The following is a 19,245-nucleotide window of genomic DNA, read 5'->3' as shown; positions in this document are numbered from 1 at the left end:
TGCAAGCACAGATCGAGGCACTTGTCATGACGAATAATCTAGCAAAATTTGGAATGTTACAAACTAGCAATTGACGTTAATGTTTAATTAAAGTTAACAGTTGGGATGGATTATTTTGGAAATAAGAAAACATTTTAAGCTATACAAAAGTGGAAAGAAATGGTGTTATGCTGCAATTGCTCTAGGTCTATTAATGGTAACGCCTACTTTCGCAAAAGCTGATAGTACAACAGAAAATCAAAATTTAAATAATGTTGAAATAACGCAGAATATATCTTCAGATAGTAATCAAACTCTTACGGATCAAAATACTAGTGACAAAGAAAAAATTCAAGTTCCAGTAATACCACAATCTCAAAGTAATAATGTAGATGGGATATCTGAGACTGGAAAACCAAATACATTCAATACTATCAACAATAAAACATATTATTATGACAATAACGGGATCCTTTCTAAGAATCAATGGTATACAAATTGGGGTCATAGTTATTACTTTGGAGCGGATGGTGCCCGTTATACTAATCAATTAGCTCAAATTAATAATGATGTGTATTCATTTGACGCACAAGGAATAATGCAAACAGATTACTTTCAACAAAGAAATGGTAAGACATATTATTTTGGTGCTGATGGAAAAGAATATAAAGATCAGTTTTATAACAACTGGGGCCGAACCTATTACTTTCAAGCAGATGGAAGTCGCTTAGATAATGGTTTCTATAATAATTGGGGTCGTACTTATTATTTCGGTAGTGATGGCGCTCGTTGGGATAACCGCTTTTACAACAACTGGGGTCGTACTTATTATTTCGGTAGTGATGGCGCTCGTTGGGATAACCGCTTTTACAACAACTGGGGTCGTACTTATTATTTCGGTAGTGATGGTGCTCGCTGGGATAATCGCTTTTACAACAACTGGGGTCGCACTTATTATTTCGGTAGTGATGGCGCTCGTTGGGATAACCGCTTTTACAACAACTGGGGTCATACCTATTACTTTGGTGATGACGGTGCCCTACAAAAGCAGGATTTTATTCTTGGACATCAGAACTATTACGTTGATCCAAATAGTGGAATAATTAATGGTACTTTATTAAATGCGCCTTACATTAATCAATATCAAGTTGGTGATATGGCGTGTGAAGCGACAGCCTTGTTAGAAGCGCTTTATAATAAGGGATATGCCAACAACTACAACATTCGATCATTTATTAAAACGATGCCAATTTCACCAAATGGTAATCCTAATGAAGGATTCGGTGGCGGATATCAACGAGTAACCTATGGAATCTTTCAATCAATTTATCCCGAACCTTTAGCAAAATGGGGTTCACGGTTCGGTAATGTTCAGAATATTTCAGGGTCTTCTCCTACCGACTTACAAAGTCAATTACTTAATGGTAACCCGGTTGTTGTCTATGTCACGATGCATTGGGCTGCCCCTCAATATGGTAATTATTTCTGGGGAGTAGGTGTTAATAATAGTCATGTGATGACTCTTGATGGTTATCGTCCAGGTTATTATCACGTTGAAGATCCTGCTGGAGGATCATACTGGGTTTCAGCAAGTAATTTTGAAAATTCATATAATATTAAACGTTTTGCAGTTGTAGTTAAATAATTATCAATCAGGGAGAAAATAATCTTGGAATTAAAGAAACATTTTAAGTTATATAAAAGTGGTAAACTTTGGTGTACTGTAGCAGTTGTTCTTGCGGGGACGATTTTAGGCGTAGGATCTGTTCAAGCAGATTCTACATTAGATAATAGTAATGTTGAAGTTCAACAATCAGTTACTAATACTAGTAATGAAAATGTCATCGACAATACTGAAAGTACTAGTAATAGCACAATTGGTAATGATAATAAGGGAGCAGTTCCTGTTACTCCAGCTGCACAAAGTACCGATACTTCAGAACAAAACATTACTGAAACTGGGCAACCAAATAGCTTTAAAACAGTCGATAATAAAGTTTATTATTATGGCAATGATGGTAAAGAATATAAGAACCAATTCTATAATAACTGGGGCCACACCTACTACTTTGGAGCTGATGGTGCGCGTTATACCAACCAATTCTATACCAATTGGGGTCGGACTTATTATTTTGGAGCTGACGGGGCGCGTTGGGATGATAAGTTTATGAATGCATGGGGTAATGTATACTACTTCGGGCAAGACGGTGCACGTTGGGATAATCAATGGATGAATCGTTGGGGCAATAGTTACTACTTTTTTGGCGATGGAGTACGGGCAACTTCACAAGTTGCCACCATTGGCGATGCAACATATCTTTTTGATGATCAAGGACGGATGCAACGCGATTATTTCTTGAACCAAAACGGGAAGCTTTACTACTTTGGAAAAGATGGTAAGCAGTATAAGAACCAATTCTATAATAACTGGGGCCACACCTACTACTTTGGAGCTGATGGTGCGCGTTATACCAACCAATTCTATACCAATTGGGGTCGGACTTATTATTTTGGAGCTGACGGGGCGCGTTGGGATGATAAGTTTATGAATGCATGGGGTAATGTATACTACTTCGGGCAAGACGGTGCACGTTGGGATAATCAATGGATGAATCGTTGGGGCAATAGTTACTACTTTTTTGGCGATGGAGTACGGGCAACTTCACAAGTTGCCACCATTGGCGATGCAACATATCTTTTTGATGATCAAGGACGGATGCAACGCGATTATTTCTTGAACCAAAACGGGAAGCTTTACTACTTTGGAAAAGATGGTAAGCAGTATAAGAACCAATTCTATAATAACTGGGGCCACACCTACTACTTTGGAGCCGATGGTGCGCGTTATACCAACCAATTCTATACTAATTGGGGTCGGACCTATTATTTCGGTAGTGACGGTGCACGTTGGGATAATCAGTGGATGACCAATGGTAAAGGCCAAAAATTTTACTTTACCAATGATGGCTCACGAGCAGAATCTAAGTTTTTAGGTATCGATGGAAATACCTATGTCTTTGATGCAAATGGAGTAGCTACTAGCTGGGGAAAAGTTTATTATGATGATCCTGCAACTAAGAAAGTAGCTACTGGTTGGCGAACTATTAATGGTAATCGCTACTATTTCTCAGACGGTTATGATGTTCAACGTGACCCAGATGACTTATGGGTTTACAATGATCAGCTTTATGGTCAAATGTATACTGGTATTCAATGGGTTGACGGCCATTGTTATGATTTTGGTACTGATGGGATTGCTCGTGCACTTCCGCAAAATGACGGTTGGAGTTGGCCATTTCCACGGTCTGGTGAAGGTTGGCACTATCAGGGACAGAAATTTGGTTATACCAGCAATATTCGTAAGAATGGCTTCCATGATGGCCTAGACTTTGGGACTCAAGACCATCCAGGTTCAGAAGTTCATGCAGTTCATGGTGGGCGAGTATTAGATGTAAATACGGTAAAAGATGATGATGGTAAAGTTCTATGGTGGTTTACAACTGTTTGGGACGGAAAATACTTATATGTTTACCAGGAAGCATTTAGTAACCGTGATAAGATCACTGTTAAACCAAACGATATCGTTTATGCCGGTCAAGTAATTGGTTATCGTGACCTTGATCATCTTCACTTAGGAATTAATACTAGTCCAAACTATGGCATCGATTTAAAGAATTCCTTTGTTCCAAGTTGGAATGATCCTAGTCAAGCAACAGGCCATGGTGAATGGTTGGATCCACAAACAGTTATCAGAAATCATGGATAAAGTATAGCGACTTAGTTATTATGCTAGGTCGCTTTTTTGCATTATATAAAATTCATAATCTTTAAAAAAGCGCTATCTTTTAAAATGTTGAGTATGGTAAACTGTTATAGCGTACTGCAATAAATATAGTTTAAGGGGATTTATTCATGAAAAAAACACATTTTAAGATGTTTAAAGCCGGTAAGAAGTGGTGTGTAATGGGATTGACTACTCTTGCCTTAGTATTAGGGACTATAGCTGTTTCAGGTAATGATGCAAAAGCGGATGCAGGTGATCAAACTACAACACAAATAACCCAAGCACAAAGTAATATTGATAATTTACAAAAAGACGTTAACGATGCAACAACTATTGCTAATGATGCTGACCAGAAAGTAAAAGCAAGCCAGCAAGTAGTTGATAAAGCACAAAATGAAGTAACAGAGGCACAAAATGATGTCAATAAAAGTAATTCAGTTGTAGTTGATGTACAAAATAAGTTGGATGAGGCGAAAACAGCTCAAAATACTGCTAAAGGTAAATTAGATAATGATAAAGAGAATATTGCTAACAAAAATGATGCAGTAAAATCAGCTAATAATGAATTGGAAACGGCTAAGCAAGAATATTCAAAACGTCAGGCCGATGTTGATAGTGCTAATACTAGTGTTTCACGAGCTCAAAATGATGTTAATCAACAAAAGAACAAGCAAGACGAAATTCAGAAAAAGGTCGATGATGTACAAGGTAAGATCGACAATTTGAATGACCAAATTAATAATACTAATCGAATTGAAATACCGGAGAATTACTTAGAAAACTTATATAAAAATTCGACTATCACAAATGAAGAGGTAGAGGCACTTAATAAAAATAAGTTTCATAATTCTTCTTTTGATCGGCTAAAAGACTACCATGATTTAAACAATTTAAGTCAAGGCGATTGGATTTCCTTAGCAACTTTTGCAGCAAGTTTGATTAATCCGATTAGAAAAGCTAATAATTTACAACCGTTAAAAGTAACAAAGGGATCAGTTGATTTTAGTTCAGAAATTGCTAATAACTATATTAAGCATGAGTATTATGATCATTACAATATTAGCGGATCAGTAAGCAAAGCAGCTTCCAATAATGGATTATTTAATTTTCAAGAATACCTTAAGATTACTGGAGATTTAAATAGAGATATTGTGAATACTAGTACTACCTCTGTAACAATTGGTAATTACACTCGGTCTGTTACATCTTATGAATTTAGTGATGTAACATTTAATGATCTTAAACGTGATACTTACAATATGATCTTAAATGCTCTTACAAATCCACAAGGTGCGCAAACTCTCTTAGGAGATTATACATATCTTGGTGTTACTGGAATGGATCAAACTATTGCTCTTGCAATGATTAATGATAATGATATTAATAGCTATAGTAAATTTAACCAGACAGAATACTCGATTCCATCAAATGATACCTCATCATTAAAAGGAGAAATTTCTGCTAACGAATCAACAAAGGCTAGTTATTTATCAATATTAACGGAGGTAAGCAAAGCTACAAATGTTGCAAATGCAAAATTAACAGACGCTAAGAAGAATCAGTCAGAAGCAAAAAATGCATTAGAGGAAGCAGATAAAAATATTAAGTCAAAACAAGCATTAGTTGACACTGCTAATAAAGAACTAACTTTAGCAAAACAAGAACTGACTAACAATCAAAATATTGCTGATGGTCATGCTATTAAAGAATTAGAATCAAAACTTAAAGATGCTCAAAAAAACCAAAGTTTATTGAAGGACACCTTAAGTGCTAAACAAGCCCTACTTTCAAAGAGTCAAAATGCGTTGAAAGAAGCTCAACAGGTTCAGGAAAACGCATTGAAGAGTAAACAAGCAGCCGAGAATAAGTTAACTAATGCTCAAAAGCATTTACAGGAATTAAAAAATAAGCTACTTAACGGCTGGAAAACAGAAAATGGTAAAACTTTTTATTATGTAAACGGTGAAAAGCAAACTGGTTTCTTAGAATTAAATGGTAAAATGTATTATCTAGGAACAGATGGCATTCGTTGGGATAATAAGTTCTACAACAACTGGGGCCGCACGTATTACTTTGGAAGTGATGGTGCTCGTTGGGATAATAAGTTCTACAACAACTGGGGTCGCACGTATTACTTTGGAAGTGATGGCGCTCGTTGGGATAACAAATTCTATAATAACTGGGGTCGCACGTATTACTTTGGAAGTGATGGCGCTCGTTGGGATAATAAATTCTATAATAACTGGGGTCGCACGTATTACTTCGGAAATGATGGTGCCCGCTGGGATAATACATTCATGGTAAAGTGGGGCCGTGCATATTATTTTGGTGGTGATGGTGCCTTAGTGACTAATCAAACTCGCCAAATTAATGGAGTAAATTACCATTTCAATCAAGATGGTGTTATAGATAACCTAAAAAACCAATTCATAACTGATTATGATGGTAAAGTTTACTATTTCGATAATAATGGTCAATTATTTGTTAATCAGTTCTATAATAACTGGGGTCGCACATATTATTTCGGTAGCGATGGTGCTCGTTGGGATAATAAGTTCTATCACAACTGGGGTCATACGTATTACTTTGGAAGTGATGGTGCTCGTTATACTAATCAATGGTATCGTACAAAAGGCACAGGCGATAATTATTACTTTGGAGAAGATGGGGCTGCCCTTGTTGGAAACCATATTTTAGGGAATTATGACTATTACTTTAATGAAAAAGGACTGTTGGTCCAAACTAAAGAAGTTAAGAATTATTAATTAAAAATCCTTTCAAAAAACTTCCTCCTCAGCCGAGCAGGAAGTTTTTCTTTTACCCTCTTGCCAAATCTCTCTCTTACATATACACTTAGTTACATAAGTAATTAAGTGTTAAACGAAAAGGAGGTGCACTTATGAATTTCGACTTTAATGATTCGACGCCGCTCTATCAGCAAATTGCTGACCAGCTTGAAGAGATGATTTTCTCTGGGGGCTTTGATGAAGGTTCGCAGGTACCGTCAACGACCCAGCTTTCTCAGCAATTGCATATCAATCCTGCGACAGTTCTTAAGGGGATGAATATTTTGGTTAATAAAGACCTCTTAGAAAAGCGACGTGGACTAGGGATGTTTGTAAAAAAAGGTGCACAACTAAAAATTATGGAACAACGTAAAGAAAGTTTTTATAACGACTATGTAAAGAGTTTGCTAGTTGAAGCAGGTAAGCTCGGGATTACCAAGCAGCATTTATTAGACTTAATCGAACGAGGTGAGAATGATGGATCAATTAATAGTTAAAAATATTGTCAAAAAGTACCGACGCCAAACAGTATTGGATAATATTTCATTTACCCTAGAACCCGCTAAAATTTATGGTCTCCTTGGCCGGAATGGGGCTGGGAAGACGACTCTTCTTAATATTATGAGCAACCGGATTTTTCCAACGAGCGGGGAAGTAAAAATTGGTAATGAAGACGTTAATAACAATGATGACCTCCTCAGCAAGATCTTTTTGATGAGTGAAGTTAATCTTTATCCGCGTCACATGAAGATAAGTCAAACCTTTGACTTGGCCGATGCCGCTTATAATAATTTTGACTATGATCTAGCAAACCGTCTCCTAAAGGTTTTTGGCTTGAATGACCGAATGAAAATTACTAACTTATCGACTGGGCAACGGACAGCTTCCAAGCTGATCGTTGCTTTAGCAGTCAATGCCGATTACGTTTTATTAGATGAACCGATTTTAGGTTTAGATGCTAATCACCGTGATAGCTTCTATAAAGAATTAGTTAAGACTTATCAAGAACGACCACGAACTTTTGTCTTATCAACCCACTTAATTGAAGAAATTCAACAATTAGTCGAACATGTTCTAATCATGGGTCAATACCACATCATTATTAATGAAGATACAGAAAGTTTATTAGCCAAGGCTTATGCAATTAGTGGTCCGGAAAAAATGGTTGATGAGTATACTGCAGGCTTAAAAATTCTTAAAACGGAGATGATGGGTAATATTAAGACTGCCTACTTACTTGATCGCTTAGATGAACAGCGTGTGATTCCTGATCAAGTTAAGATTGGTCATTATGATTTGCAGCATTTATTCATTTACTTAACGGATGGGGGAGAATACTAATGAAAAATCAAAAGAGAAACCTCGTTATTTCAACCATGTTTCAACAAGCGGGGCACGCTACAGAAATTGCCTTAGGTTGGGGGCTGGGAATAGCATTGATAACTTACCTATTTGGATTAATTATTTCACACAACCTTGAATCTTTCTTGGTTAGTCTCCAAGCCCTTCCAGGTATTGCTTCATCAATCTTAAGCGTGCTTTTAATGGCGATTTTCCTTGTAACTCCTTATACTGACTTTAAATGGGCAATTCAAAACGGTATTTCTCGTAAAACACTATGGCAAGGGCGGATTTTATCTCTTTTCCTGATGACATTAGTAGTTTGGTTTATCGCCCAACTGATGGGCTTAATGAATACACCGTTTGATCTTGTTTCTGCTTGGCATAGTCTTTTATGGTACTTTGGTTTTTCTTTAACGATGATGGCAATTGGTAATGGTTTTGCCCTATTAAATCGTCGTTGGAAATGGATTGTAGGAATTGGGCTTCCAATGGCGTGCCTAGTTTTATTGATGATGTTAGCTTATTCACTGGTTGGCTTAATTCCTGCACTTTCTGCTAGTGGTATCTTTAAATCAATCATAATCTCAAACGTTACTGGTTGGGTAAGCTTAGTTATTTACTTAATTATTGTTTATGCTTTAGCGCGTTTCTTTAATAATAAAATTCAATTACGGCGGGATTAATAAAAGTAAGTGAGAATTAGCCTTGAGCCTTGTGGTGATGCGAAGCTAGTTCCATGTTATTTTGCTATTGTTTGTAAAAATAGGAGAGGTTGAGAAAAAAACTTTTGCTTTTTCTCAACCTCTCGCTTTTTTTATTCATCATCTTCCGGATATTCAATTTGAATGTAGTTGCTAGTAATATATTTCTTGCGGCCCACTTGGTACCAGGTAATCTCATCATTATCGTTTAATTTTCCAATTAGGGTAATTGTTTCGCCGTTTGGAATCTCTGCCACTTTATTTCCATAAGGCGCATCATAAACATTGATTGACTTATTATGGAGATAATCGACTTTGGCCTGCACATTCTTCAAGGGAATTACCGTTAAATTATTAATGAGTTTTGATTTTTCTTTCCGGATATCCTGATTGAATGGATTGTCAACAACGTGCATTTGATCGTATTTAATCCATTGATCAGCGCCGATTTCATACCAAAACTGACCATTCTTAGTTGCAACCCGGTGAAAAGACTTAACTGTAATATCAGCAGGAAGGGGGGCACCGACTGGCATTCCACCAGCTGTGTCAAATGCCTGTGTAGGGGCATCGAGGTGGAGATACATTTCAATCGATTGAACCTCTCCCCAATTTTGTTTCCGATAAAAAAGGTGTACAATTCGTTGCCGCATATCAAATGTTCCCTTAGTTTCACCTTCAGTTTTTACATATCGGTAATTAGGAAATTGCTTTTGTTCAATTTGGTATTCTTGACCGATGAATCCGCGTAATAATTGCGGGACGGTAAGGTTTGCTCCTGAATCGATATCATTATAGTAAACCCAGATAGGATTTCCTGTTTTAAACTTGTCAATCATTATTAACACTCCGTAACCTTAATTCTCTATTATTATAGCGCTTTTTAGTAGCTGACACGATAAGGAACGACCATATTTCTCTTGAGAATTGCGAATAGGTGATTTTTTTATTACAATAAGCCTATTCAAATTTATTTAGGAGAAGAAAAATGGCAAAAACACGGCACCAACAAATTAGGCACAATACGACATTAGCAATCTTTATCGCAATTATTCTCTTACAAGATTTTTTTCCATTTTTTGGCAATATTCCGCTGGGGCCGCTTAGTATTACGACCCTTCATGTAACAGTCATTATTGCGGCAATTGTGTTGGGTCCCGTTGATGGCGCAATTATTGGTGGTATTTGGGGGCTCCTAACTTGGGTGCGGACATTTGTGGCACCAAGTAGTCCGCTGGCTCCCTTAGTTTTTGTTAACCCGCTTGTTTCCGTTGTCCCGCGCATTATGATTGGGATCTTAGCAGGATATACTTTTATTCTTATGTGTCGTTTGGTCAAAGCAAAATATATCGCCGCGGTAAGTGCTGCAATAGTAGGAACCCTTACTAATACTGGCTTGGTATTAGGCTTTATTTATCTATTTTATCGTACTCCAGCAGTTGCGCAAACTTATGGGGTAAATGTTAATCATTTATTAATTGCTTTAGAAACGGTCATGGCGACTAATGGGCTCGCAGAATTGATATTGGCAATTATTATTGTCCCGATGGTTGCTCTTCCGGTATTGGAAGTCCGCCGTCGTTTGGAAGTAAATTGAGTGTAATAAAAAAACGAGGTTGAAAAATTCAGCCTCGTTTTTTATACTCAGTTATTTTTTAGCAATTGTTGGTACTTCTTCAGTTTCTTCGACAACAATGTCACCATTATCATCAAGTTTAGCAACTAAATTATGAGCGTCACTGTGATCAAGAACGTAATCAGCAATCCGGTCTTCGATTTGTTCTTGGATTACCCGACGAAGAGGACGAGCACCCATCTTTGGATCAAAGCCCATGTCAACTAATTTTTCTTCAACGTTGTTAGTGACTTCGATGTGCAAGTTCTTATCAGCAAGCATGTTATTAACATCATCAATCATTAAGTTAACGATCTTCATCAAGTCATCCTTGGAGAGAGCATTGAATTGAACGATGTCATCAAACCGGTTTAAGAATTCTGGCTTGAAGTAGTTTGTCAACTTGTCAATGATGGAATGAGTACTACCATTAGACTCAGCACCGAAACCAACACTTGCTTCTGAATCACCAGTTCCGGCATTAGATGTCATGATAATGATTGTATCCTTGAAGCTAACAGTGCGTCCTTGAGAATCAGTTAAACGACCATCATCCAGAATTTGTAAGAACATGTGCATAACATCTGGGTGCGCCTTTTCAACTTCATCAAGTAAGATCAAGCTATAAGGGTGCCGCCGTACTTGTTCAGTCAACTGACCAGCTTCTTCGTAACCAACATAACCAGGAGCAGCCCCGATTAATTTAGAAGTAGAGGTCTTGTCCATGTATTCAGACATATCAAACCGAATCATGGCATCCTTAGAACCAAACAATTGGAGGGCAAGTTGCTTAGCCGTTTCAGTCTTACCAACCCCCGTAGGACCAACAAAGAGGAAACTACCAATTGGCCGACCAGACTTGTTCAAACCGATCCGGTTACGACGAATGGCACGGGCAACCTTATCCACTGCTTGGGTTTGACCAATAACGTGTTCATCAAGCTTCTTATCAAGGTCGCGAAGTTGATTTTCTTCTTGCTTTTGCAGGTCACCAACTGGAATATTTGTCCGTTCTTCAACGATTCTCTGCATATCCTTAACGGTAACAGTTGCAGAATCTTCAGTATGGTTTTCTTCAGCTTCTTTCTTTGCCTTTTCAAGTTTAGCGACTTGATCGCGGTAGAAAGCTGCTTTTTCATAATCTTGGTTATCAGCTGCTTGTTGCTTGTGTGCTTCAGCTGTGTGGATTTCATTTTCGATTGCGTTTGGATCCACATTTTTAAGCGTTAAGTTCTTCTTTGATCCCGCTTCATCAAGTAAGTCGATAGCTTTGTCAGGTAAGTAACGATCTTGAATGTAGCGGTCAGAAAGTTTAGCAGCTGCTACAATTGCGTCATCTGTGTATTTAACATGGTGGTAATCTTGATAACGATTTTTGATTCCGTTTAAGATGCGGATTGTTTCTTCAACGGATGGTTCATCAACTTCAACTGGTTGGAACCGTCGTGCAAGAGCTGCATCTTTTTCGATCTTTCGATATTCATTAAGAGTAGTGGCACCAACTAATTGGAAGTCACCACGGGCAAGGGCGGGCTTAAGAACATTTCCAGCGTCCATTCCGCCTTCAGCATTTCCCGCACCCATGATTTCGTGGATTTCGTCAATAAAGAGGATGATGTTCTTATTTTTATGAACTTCCTCCATTAATTGTTGCATCCGCTTTTCAAATTGTCCCCGAATTCCAGTACCTTGAACTAAGGAAACAACATCGAGTCGGATAATTTCCTTGTTAGCAAGCTTTTCAGGAACTTGACCGCTAACGATTGCTTGAGCTAGGCCTTCGACAACCGCGGTCTTACCAACCCCAGCTTCACCAATCAAGACTGGGTTATTCTTGGTTCGACGGTTTAAAATTTCAATTACTCGTTTAATTTCATTGTCGCGTCCGATGACTGGGTCAATTTTACCTTGGCGAGCAAGATCAGTAAGGTTGATCCCATATTGACCAAGGATTCCTTTTCCGTTCCGGCCGCCACCTTGTCGTTGAGCTTGGCCGTTCATGTTTTGACCATTAGCGCCGGCAGCTTGACTTTGCATATTGTTCATTGCATTCATGAAGTCTTCGAGGCTTCCAAAACCGAAATTATTCATTCCGTTACCTCCATTCATCATATCTGTTTGTAGATTTTGTAATTTTTGATAACAATTTTGGCAGAGGTCTATTTGAATCCGTTGTCCATTAAAATTCATTTGAAGATGAATCGTGGCTGGATTTTGATGACAGTATTGACATTGCATCTAAATTTAATACCTCCTAAATAGTTTCATCAAGAATTTTTTGACCTTTCTTGACCATTGATTAATATTATACTTACTTTTTATCGCAAAGCAAGCCATAAAACTTAAATATTTTCTTAAATAAAGAGCGATCTTTCCTATATAGCTAAGTTACTTAGGAATACCGAAAATAGCTCACTTTGATTTTAGCACTCTTTAGCCATGAATGCTAAAATAGAAGTATAATCGTAATTTCATGTATAATAAGAAGATAGAATTTTATGTTGAGGTGATTGAATGGCAGAAGAAAATTTTGAACAATTGTTGGATGATTTACGAAATAAAAAGATTGATCATTTTGTAATTACCCCCGAAAATTTTCAGCAATTTCAACCGATTTTTCACTCGTATGCATATCGTTCGCAAATTGAAGGCGAAGCGCAGCGAGGCGGTAAAATTATTTATCAATTAAGAGAGCGATAAATCGCAAGAAGTAGCCTTGTATTTAACGCTTACAATTGCTAAAATGTAATTATCGAGGTGTATCAGTGGTCAAGCTACTGATAATAAATTAATTATATCTGCTCGAAGGAGACTGATTAATATGGAAAAACGTGAATTTACAATTACTTCTGAAACTGGTATTCATGCTCGTCCAGCTACTATTTTGGTACAAGCTGCTTCAAAGTTTTCATCTGACATTACTCTTTCATACGAAGGTAAGAGTGTAAACTTGAAGTCAATCATGGGTGTAATGTCCCTTGGTGTTGGTCAAAACGCTAAGGTTACTATTACTGCTAATGGTGACGACGAAAAAGAAGCTTTGGACACCGTTGCGGAAACTATGAAGAAAGAAGGATTGACTGACTAATGTCTATACTACTAACCGGACTTGCCGCTAGTAGTGGTATTACGATTGCTCCGGCACACCTGTTAGTAGAGTCAGATCTATCTATAAAAAAACAGCATACAGCTGATGAGAATCATGAGGTCGCCCGGCTTCATGATTCTTTTACGTTAAGCAAGGCCGAACTTCAGCATTTATCTAAGCGTGCCCATGAGTTGTTAGGTCAACGGGCAGTGACGATTATTGATACCCAAATTGCGATTTTAGACGATCCGACTTTACAAAAGAAGATTATTGACCGTATTAATAGCCATCATGATACCGCCGAGTGGGCTGTTAAACGCGTTGAAGATTATTATTTAAGTATTTTTGAGCGCAAAAACGATAATGAGTATTTATATGCGCGGGCAACCGCCTTGCGTGATGTGACCAAACGAGTTTTGAGTCACCTATTGAATGTTCCTTTACCAGACCCAGGACTTTTAGACCACCGCGCGATCTTTGTTGCTAATAATATTACGCCTACTGATACCGCTCAATTTGATAAACGATATGTTGCAGGGGTTGTTACAACTAATGGTGGACGCACTTCTCACTTTACAATTATGAGTAAAACCCTTTCTTTGCCCGCTGTCGTTGGTGTCAAGGATGCTACTACGATCATTCATGATGGCGACTTACTGATTGTTGATGGAATTCATGGCAAGGTGATTGTCAATCCAACGAAGGAAGAGGTTGAGCATTACCGTTTGTTAGCCGGTAAATTTATCCAGGAGCAGCAAAAGTGGGGAGCGTTAAAAGATAAGCAAACTGTGAGTGCTGATGGGCGCCGATTTGAAGTGGGAGCTAATGTCGGAACATTTGCTGACGTTATTGATGCTCAAGAGGATGGTGCCGAGGGAATTGGCCTTTTAAGAACGGAATTCCTCTATATGAGTAAGGATGAATTGCCAACAGAAGAGCAACAATTTAATGCTTACAAAAGATTTGTTTCAGCGATGAACGGACAACGGGTAGTCGCGCGAACGCTTGATATTGGTGGCGATAAAAAGCTGGGGATGGTTGCTCTTCCTCATGAGGACAATCCTTACCTAGGTTTTCGTGCCATTAGGATTGGATTGGCACGCCCAGAAATATTACGTCCTCAATTGCGTGCCCTTCTTCGTGCATCCGTTTATGGACGGTTAGCCATTATGTTTCCGATGATTGCAACAATTGAAGAGTTCCAAGCGGCACGAGCAATTCTTGACGATGAAAAAGAAAAGCTTGAGCAAGCAGGTATTCAAGTTGCTAAAAATATTGAAGTTGGCATGATGCTAGAGATTCCAGCAGTTGCAGTTATGGCTGAACATTTTGCAAAATATGTTGATTTTTTCAGCATTGGCAGTAATGACCTTATTCAGTACCTATTTGCTGTTGATCGCGGAAATCAGCAAGTAGCATACCTATATCAAGAACTTCACCCAGCAGTTTTACGGATGGTGCGGCAAGTGATTGAAGCTGCGCATGCTGAAGGCAAGTGGGTCGGAATGTGTGGAGAGATGGCTAATAATCCTTATGCGGTTCCTCTATTAATGGCAATGGGGCTTGATGAATTTTCAATGAGCAGTAGTCAGATTTTACGTGTTCGCTCTTTAATTAACCAGTTGAATACGCGCAAATTACAACCATTAGTTCATCGAGCGATTCATGCTGAAACTGCCGCGGCGGTCCAAGAATTAGTGGAAAAGTATGTTCCGCAGGTAAAACTTTGATAAATGAAATTAACTTTCTTGATTGTTCACCATGTCAAGAGGGTTATTTTTTATTCTCATTATTAAAAGATTTTGTAAAGAAATCTTAATCAGGCTTCCCGAGTCTTGTTACTATTAGGAGGAAGATTTAAAATATCTTAAATCCGTTTTGCGGTTCAGTGAATGCTTTAGTATAATAGCAGTTATGACTAATTATTATCTAGAAAACTTATGATGAAAAAGGAGCAGTTAGGTTGAATATTGGTATTTTTACAGATACATATTTCCCTCAGGTGAGTGGCGTGGCGACTTCGATTAAGACGCTTCGTGATGAATTGATTGCTCAGGGACATCATGTATATATTTTTACGACAACTGATCCTAAGGCTAAACATGATGATGTTGAAAATGGGATATACCGCTTTGCAAGCATTCCTTTTGTTTCGTTTTCTGATCGTCGAATTGCGGTGCGTGGCGTATTTCGAGCCATCAAGCTTGCTAAAAAGTTCCAATTAGATATAGTTCATAATCAAACTGAATTTGCGCTTGGAGTTATGGGGAAGACGGTTGCCAAGCATTTGCATATCCCTTGTCTCCATACTTACCATACGATGTATCAGGATTATCTCCACTATATTGCGAATGGCCATATTCTTAAGCCGAATGATGTTGCCCGGCTTGCTCATCTTTATTTAAAAAATATTTCTGGGATTATTGCTCCAAGTGACCGTGTTTTGGATACTTTAACCAGTTATCATGTTGAATCACCAATTCGTGTTATTCCGACTGGGATTAATTTACGGGTATATAGTAAACGAGATTCAGCAGAAGAAATAGCTAATTTAAGGGTAAAGTTAGGCTACAGTGAAGAGACCCCAGTTTTACTTTCGCTTAGTCGTTTAGCATATGAAAAGAATATCCACTCACTGATAGAAGCAATGCCAGATATTCTTGCTCACAAGCCTGATGCACAGTTGCTGATTGTTGGGGATGGTCCCGCAAGACATACTCTGGAGCGTCAAGTTCGTGAAATGCAGCTTAATGACAATGTTAGTTTCGCTGGTGAGATATCAAATGATGAAGTTTACCATTATTACCAAATGGCAGATGTTTTTGTTTCAGCCTCCGATTCTGAATCACAAGGACTGACTTATGATGAAGCCCTTGCCTCGGATTTGCCAATTGTGGTTATGCGTAGTGAATATACTGACCAATTGATTGATGACCCAGCGATTGGCATTAGTTTTCAAAAACGGGCTGACTTGGTTAATGGTGTCCTATTTTACCTTAACCAACCAAAAAACTCAGAATCAAGGGTGAGACGACAACAAAAGCTGCATGAGATCTCAGCAGAGGTCTTTGTTGAAAAGGTTGTTCAGTTCTACCAGGATTGTCAAAAAGATATGGCTGTCCATGATGAACTTAATCAAGCTGAAAAATCACATCGTCTTTTTCACCGCCCAAGGAGCTAATGATGATTAAAATAACAATGTTTTCATCTGCAGATAAGGTTGCGGGACAAGGAGTAGGAAGTGCCTATCTTGAATTAATTAACTTGTTGCGCAACCAGTGCAGTGATAAATTTGAAATTGAAATCAACCGTTATGGGAAGAGTCAGATCAGTCATTATCATACAATCGACCCCCTTTTTTACCTGTCAACTTTTTCAAAAAAGCGGGGTCGAAAGATTGGCTATGTGCATTTTCTTCCCGAGACGTTAGAAGGAAGTCTTACAATCCCGCAACCGTTTCGCGGGCTTTTTTATCATTACATTATTGCCTTTTATAAACGAATGGATCAGTTAGTAGTTGTGAATCCCTCTTTTATCAAGCAGTTAGTAGCATATGGGATTCCTGAAAAAAAGATTACCTATATTCCTAACTTTGTTGATAATGATCGTTTCCATCCATATTCGGCTGTTAAGCGAACTGCTCTCCGAAAAAAATATGAGATTGCTGCCGATAAGTTTGTGGTATTAGGAAGCGGCCAGGTTCAAGAACGAAAAGGGGTTCCCGACTTTATTCGTCTTGCTCGCCAAAATCCGGACGTTGAGTTTTTTTGGGCTGGCGGATTTTCTTTTGGCCGTTTAACAGATGGCTATAGTGAATTAAAAAAGGTGGTAGATAATCCACCAGCTAATTTACATTTTACGGGAATCGTTTCACGGGATAAAATTGCTGAACTGAATAATCTTGCCGACATATTTCTTTTACCTTCATATAATGAACTATTTCCAATGTCTGTCTTGGAAGCTTTTAGCTGTGGGACGCCAGTAATGTTACGCGATCTTGACCTTTATCATTCTATTATTGAAGGGGATTATGAGCCTGCTAAAGATGTCAATGAGATGCAAATGAAGTTGACATTATTACGTAATGATCCTGCACGACTGGCACATTGGCAAACTCAGGCCCAGCGAGCTGCTAAGGAATACTCAAAAGAACACTTAGCAGATGTTTGGACTAAGTTTTATCAGGAGCAAGCGCGAAAGGGGGATGCTTAGTGAGCAGGCGAAATTGGTTAGTATTAAGCATAATGCTAATTATTGGAGTTGGAATCCTCGGCTACTCATTACGTAACTCAAACATCCACCTATTGTTACAGGATGTTTCTGCCATTAATTGGGGATGGATGCTCGTTGCACTTGGCTGTATTTGTTTATATTTAGGTTTGGAGGCGGTTGTCGTAAAGATTTTTATGAATGATCGTCACGATGGTTTTACCTGGAAGGATGCATTACGATTACCATTAATCGAACAACTATTTAATGGAATTACTCCATTCTCAACAGGAGGACAACCAGCGCAATTAGTTGCAATGATTCAATCAGGTGTTGATGGGGGATTAGCAAGTTCAGTTCTTTTAATGAAGTTTGTTGTATTTCAGGCAATGATTGTTGTTAACTTCTTAATCAGCTTGTTAATTGGCTTTCATTTTATTGCGGAGAAACTCCATGCTCTTTCATTATTAGTAATATTTGGCTTTTTGATTCATTTAGCGGTAATTGTCGGATTACTGATGGTGATGTACTGGTATAGTTTTACTAAGAAACTAATGAACCTCGTTATCAAACCAGCTGCCATTTTTATGAAGGCTAACCGATATGAACACATGAAAGTTGTCTTAAATGAAAAAGTGGATACTTTTTACCAAGAGAGTCTTCGAATGAAGCAAGATTATAAGAAGTTGCTTAAGGTTTGCTTAGTAACTATTTTTCAATTATTCTTTTACTATGCAATCCCATACTTTATTATGCTTGCGCTTGGAATTGACCACATTAATTTTGTGATGGTGCTCAGCTTGCACGTGTTAATTTTTATGATCATTTCACTTTTTCCAATTCCAGGAGGGGCTGGGGGAGCCGAGTATAGTTTTTCCGTTCTCTTTGCAAGTTTTATTCACTCAAATACAAAATTGGTTTTAGCAATGATCTTATGGCGACTACTCACATATTACTTCGGAATGTTCGCCGGAATTGTAGCTGTATTTATAAAACCTGATAAAGTAAAAAGATAGAAAAAGGGATTGTGTGAAGGCACGATCCTTTATTTGTATGAAGGAGGATTATCATTGTGAAAGAATCAGAATTATTAGTGATTATTAAACGTTTGATTGCGATGCAAAACGATGATTCAAGAGATCGACAGAAACGAACATTTGAGAAATTTGGTATTCCATTATGTGATGTAACTTATATCCATAGTAGGGAAGAGTTTATCTTCGTTCGATATCGCCCTTATGAACGTTTTCGCTTTGATGATATTGACCTAGTTGCTATTGAAGTTTTTAACTGTTTATATGACCTTGAGAATACTTTTTAATTTTTTTAGAAAAAACAGTTGACGGGGAATAAAAACCCATGTATAGTAATTATCGTTGTCAAAACAGTTAAGCGCTGTTGGGATGGTTTGACAAAAAAGTTAAAAATAATTGTTGACATCGATTTGACAACATGATATATTAATAGAGTTGCTGATTGAGTTATCGATCAAAAGAAAATCAAAAATAATTTAAAATTTCTTCTTGACAAGCTAGCCTGATATATGATATAATAAAATTGTTGGTTGGCTGCTTGATTAGTCAACGGGTAGACCTTTGAAAACTGAACAAAGTTTCGACGAATCAAATGTGTAGGGTCTTCAATCACGATGTGATTTGAAGTAAAACATTTGCGAAGTCAATTCGCTTAATAACAAAGATAATTGAGAGCTATTCAAGTTCTTATATATTTTATATGAG

General features: G+C 37.9%; 16 protein-coding genes. 14 read left to right on the top strand and 2 right to left on the bottom strand.

Translation table 11 applies throughout. The annotated features are described in order from the left end of the window. Positions 1-115: 115 nt before the first annotated feature. From QOS06_RS09705 to QOS06_RS09680, 6 genes are all read left to right on the top strand, one after another. A complete protein-coding gene (locus QOS06_RS09705; protein ID WP_191338871.1) occupies positions 116-1,624 on the top strand; it encodes a KxYKxGKxW signal peptide domain-containing protein in 1,509 nt (502 codons plus the stop codon). A gap of 24 nt (positions 1,625-1,648) precedes the next feature. Further along, complete coding sequence (locus tag QOS06_RS09700) at positions 1,649-3,745, top strand: KxYKxGKxW signal peptide domain-containing protein (protein WP_283595938.1); 2,097 nt, start codon at positions 1,649-1,651, stop codon at positions 3,743-3,745. Positions 3,746-3,891: 146 nt separating this feature from the next. Beyond that, a complete protein-coding gene (locus tag QOS06_RS09695) occupies positions 3,892-6,528 on the top strand; it encodes an SEC10/PgrA surface exclusion domain-containing protein (protein WP_283595937.1) in 2,637 nt (878 codons plus the stop codon). A 134-nt stretch (positions 6,529-6,662) separates the two neighbouring features. Continuing rightward, a complete protein-coding gene (locus QOS06_RS09690; protein ID WP_283595936.1) occupies positions 6,663-7,046 on the top strand; it encodes a GntR family transcriptional regulator in 384 nt (127 codons plus the stop codon). Beyond that, positions 7,024-7,890, top strand: a complete 867-nt coding sequence (locus QOS06_RS09685; protein ID WP_283595934.1) for an ATP-binding cassette domain-containing protein — start codon at positions 7,024-7,026, stop codon at positions 7,888-7,890. The genes QOS06_RS09690 and QOS06_RS09685 overlap by 23 nt, the downstream gene beginning before the upstream one ends. Continuing rightward, entirely contained in the window at positions 7,890-8,576 is a 687-nt protein-coding gene (locus QOS06_RS09680; protein WP_283595933.1) for a hypothetical protein, read from the top strand. Before QOS06_RS09685 ends, QOS06_RS09680 begins: the two co-directional genes overlap by 1 nt. Positions 8,577-8,707: 131 nt before the next feature. Here QOS06_RS09680 and QOS06_RS09675 read toward each other — a convergent pair whose 3' ends face one another. Further along, positions 8,708-9,433 carry a MucBP domain-containing protein gene (locus QOS06_RS09675; RefSeq protein ID WP_273780098.1) on the bottom strand — a complete coding sequence of 242 codons (726 nt, stop codon included), beginning with the start codon at positions 9,431-9,433 and terminating at the stop codon, positions 8,708-8,710. A gap of 149 nt (positions 9,434-9,582) precedes the next feature. On the opposite strand from QOS06_RS09675, the gene QOS06_RS09670 reads away from it, so the two are divergent. Next, positions 9,583-10,191, top strand: coding sequence for an ECF transporter S component (locus tag QOS06_RS09670; protein ID WP_283595932.1), 609 nt, complete (start codon positions 9,583-9,585; stop codon positions 10,189-10,191). 51 nt (positions 10,192-10,242) lie between these two features. Here QOS06_RS09670 and QOS06_RS09665 read toward each other — a convergent pair whose 3' ends face one another. Next, positions 10,243-12,447: an ATP-dependent Clp protease ATP-binding subunit gene (locus QOS06_RS09665; protein WP_283595931.1), complete on the bottom strand. Its 2,205-nt coding sequence runs from the start codon at positions 12,445-12,447 to the stop codon at positions 10,243-10,245. Positions 12,448-12,723: 276 nt separating this feature from the next. Between QOS06_RS09665 and ykzS the strand changes: the two genes are divergently transcribed. The 7 genes from ykzS (at position 12,724) to QOS06_RS09630 (ending at position 18,827) form a co-directional block, all read left to right on the top strand. After that, positions 12,724-12,909 carry a protein YkzS gene (gene ykzS / locus QOS06_RS09660; RefSeq protein WP_003674706.1) on the top strand — a complete coding sequence of 62 codons (186 nt, stop codon included), beginning with the start codon at positions 12,724-12,726 and terminating at the stop codon, positions 12,907-12,909. Positions 12,910-13,030: 121 nt separating this feature from the next. Beyond that, positions 13,031-13,297 carry a phosphocarrier protein HPr gene (locus QOS06_RS09655; protein ID WP_003664342.1) on the top strand — a complete coding sequence of 89 codons (267 nt, stop codon included), beginning with the start codon at positions 13,031-13,033 and terminating at the stop codon, positions 13,295-13,297. Continuing rightward, positions 13,297-15,027: a phosphoenolpyruvate--protein phosphotransferase gene (gene ptsP / locus QOS06_RS09650; RefSeq protein WP_283595929.1), complete on the top strand. Its 1,731-nt coding sequence runs from the start codon at positions 13,297-13,299 to the stop codon at positions 15,025-15,027. The genes QOS06_RS09655 and ptsP overlap by 1 nt, the downstream gene beginning before the upstream one ends. A gap of 233 nt (positions 15,028-15,260) precedes the next feature. Then, complete coding sequence (locus tag QOS06_RS09645; protein WP_283595928.1) at positions 15,261-16,478, top strand: glycosyltransferase family 4 protein; 1,218 nt, start codon at positions 15,261-15,263, stop codon at positions 16,476-16,478. Between the two features lie 2 nt (positions 16,479-16,480). After that, positions 16,481-17,509, top strand: coding sequence for a glycosyltransferase family 4 protein (locus QOS06_RS09640; RefSeq protein WP_283595927.1), 1,029 nt, complete (start codon positions 16,481-16,483; stop codon positions 17,507-17,509). Then, positions 17,509-18,522 (top strand): lysylphosphatidylglycerol synthase transmembrane domain-containing protein, encoded by a 1,014-nt coding sequence (locus tag QOS06_RS09635; protein WP_003664337.1) that lies wholly within the window; start codon positions 17,509-17,511, stop codon positions 18,520-18,522. The genes QOS06_RS09640 and QOS06_RS09635 overlap by 1 nt, the downstream gene beginning before the upstream one ends. 56 nt (positions 18,523-18,578) lie before the next feature. Next, entirely contained in the window at positions 18,579-18,827 is a 249-nt protein-coding gene (locus QOS06_RS09630; protein WP_065533174.1) for a YkuJ family protein, read from the top strand. Positions 18,828-19,245: the final 418 nt, after the last annotated feature.

The sequence above is a fragment of the Limosilactobacillus sp. DJ3M12 genome (assembly GCF_947381695.1).
Taxonomy (GTDB): Bacteria; Bacillota; Bacilli; order Lactobacillales; family Lactobacillaceae; genus Limosilactobacillus; species Limosilactobacillus kinnaridis.
Note: the sequence above shows the minus strand (reverse complement) of the source record. Positions and strands in the feature narration are given on the sequence as shown.

Bases quoted from the DNA above. Each gene is read 5' to 3' on its own strand.
- QOS06_RS09695 (WP_283595937.1), top strand. From the start codon at position 3,892: ATGAAAAAAACACATTTTAAGATGTTTAAAGCCGGTAAGAAGTGGTGT.
- QOS06_RS09690 (WP_283595936.1), top strand. From the start codon at position 6,663: ATGAATTTCGACTTTAATGATTCGACGCCGCTCTATCAGCAAATTGCT.
- QOS06_RS09685 (WP_283595934.1), top strand. From the start codon at position 7,024: ATGATGGATCAATTAATAGTTAAAAATATTGTCAAAAAGTACCGACGC.
- QOS06_RS09680 (WP_283595933.1), top strand. From the start codon at position 7,890: ATGAAAAATCAAAAGAGAAACCTCGTTATTTCAACCATGTTTCAACAA.
- QOS06_RS09675 (WP_273780098.1), bottom strand. From the start codon at position 9,433: ATGATTGACAAGTTTAAAACAGGAAATCCTATCTGGGTTTACTATAAT.
- QOS06_RS09670 (WP_283595932.1), top strand. From the start codon at position 9,583: ATGGCAAAAACACGGCACCAACAAATTAGGCACAATACGACATTAGCA.
- QOS06_RS09665 (WP_283595931.1), bottom strand. From the start codon at position 12,447: ATGCAATGTCAATACTGTCATCAAAATCCAGCCACGATTCATCTTCAA.
- ykzS (WP_003674706.1), top strand. From the start codon at position 12,724: ATGGCAGAAGAAAATTTTGAACAATTGTTGGATGATTTACGAAATAAA.
- QOS06_RS09655 (WP_003664342.1), top strand. From the start codon at position 13,031: ATGGAAAAACGTGAATTTACAATTACTTCTGAAACTGGTATTCATGCT.
- ptsP (WP_283595929.1), top strand. From the start codon at position 13,297: ATGTCTATACTACTAACCGGACTTGCCGCTAGTAGTGGTATTACGATT.
- QOS06_RS09640 (WP_283595927.1), top strand. From the start codon at position 16,481: ATGATTAAAATAACAATGTTTTCATCTGCAGATAAGGTTGCGGGACAA.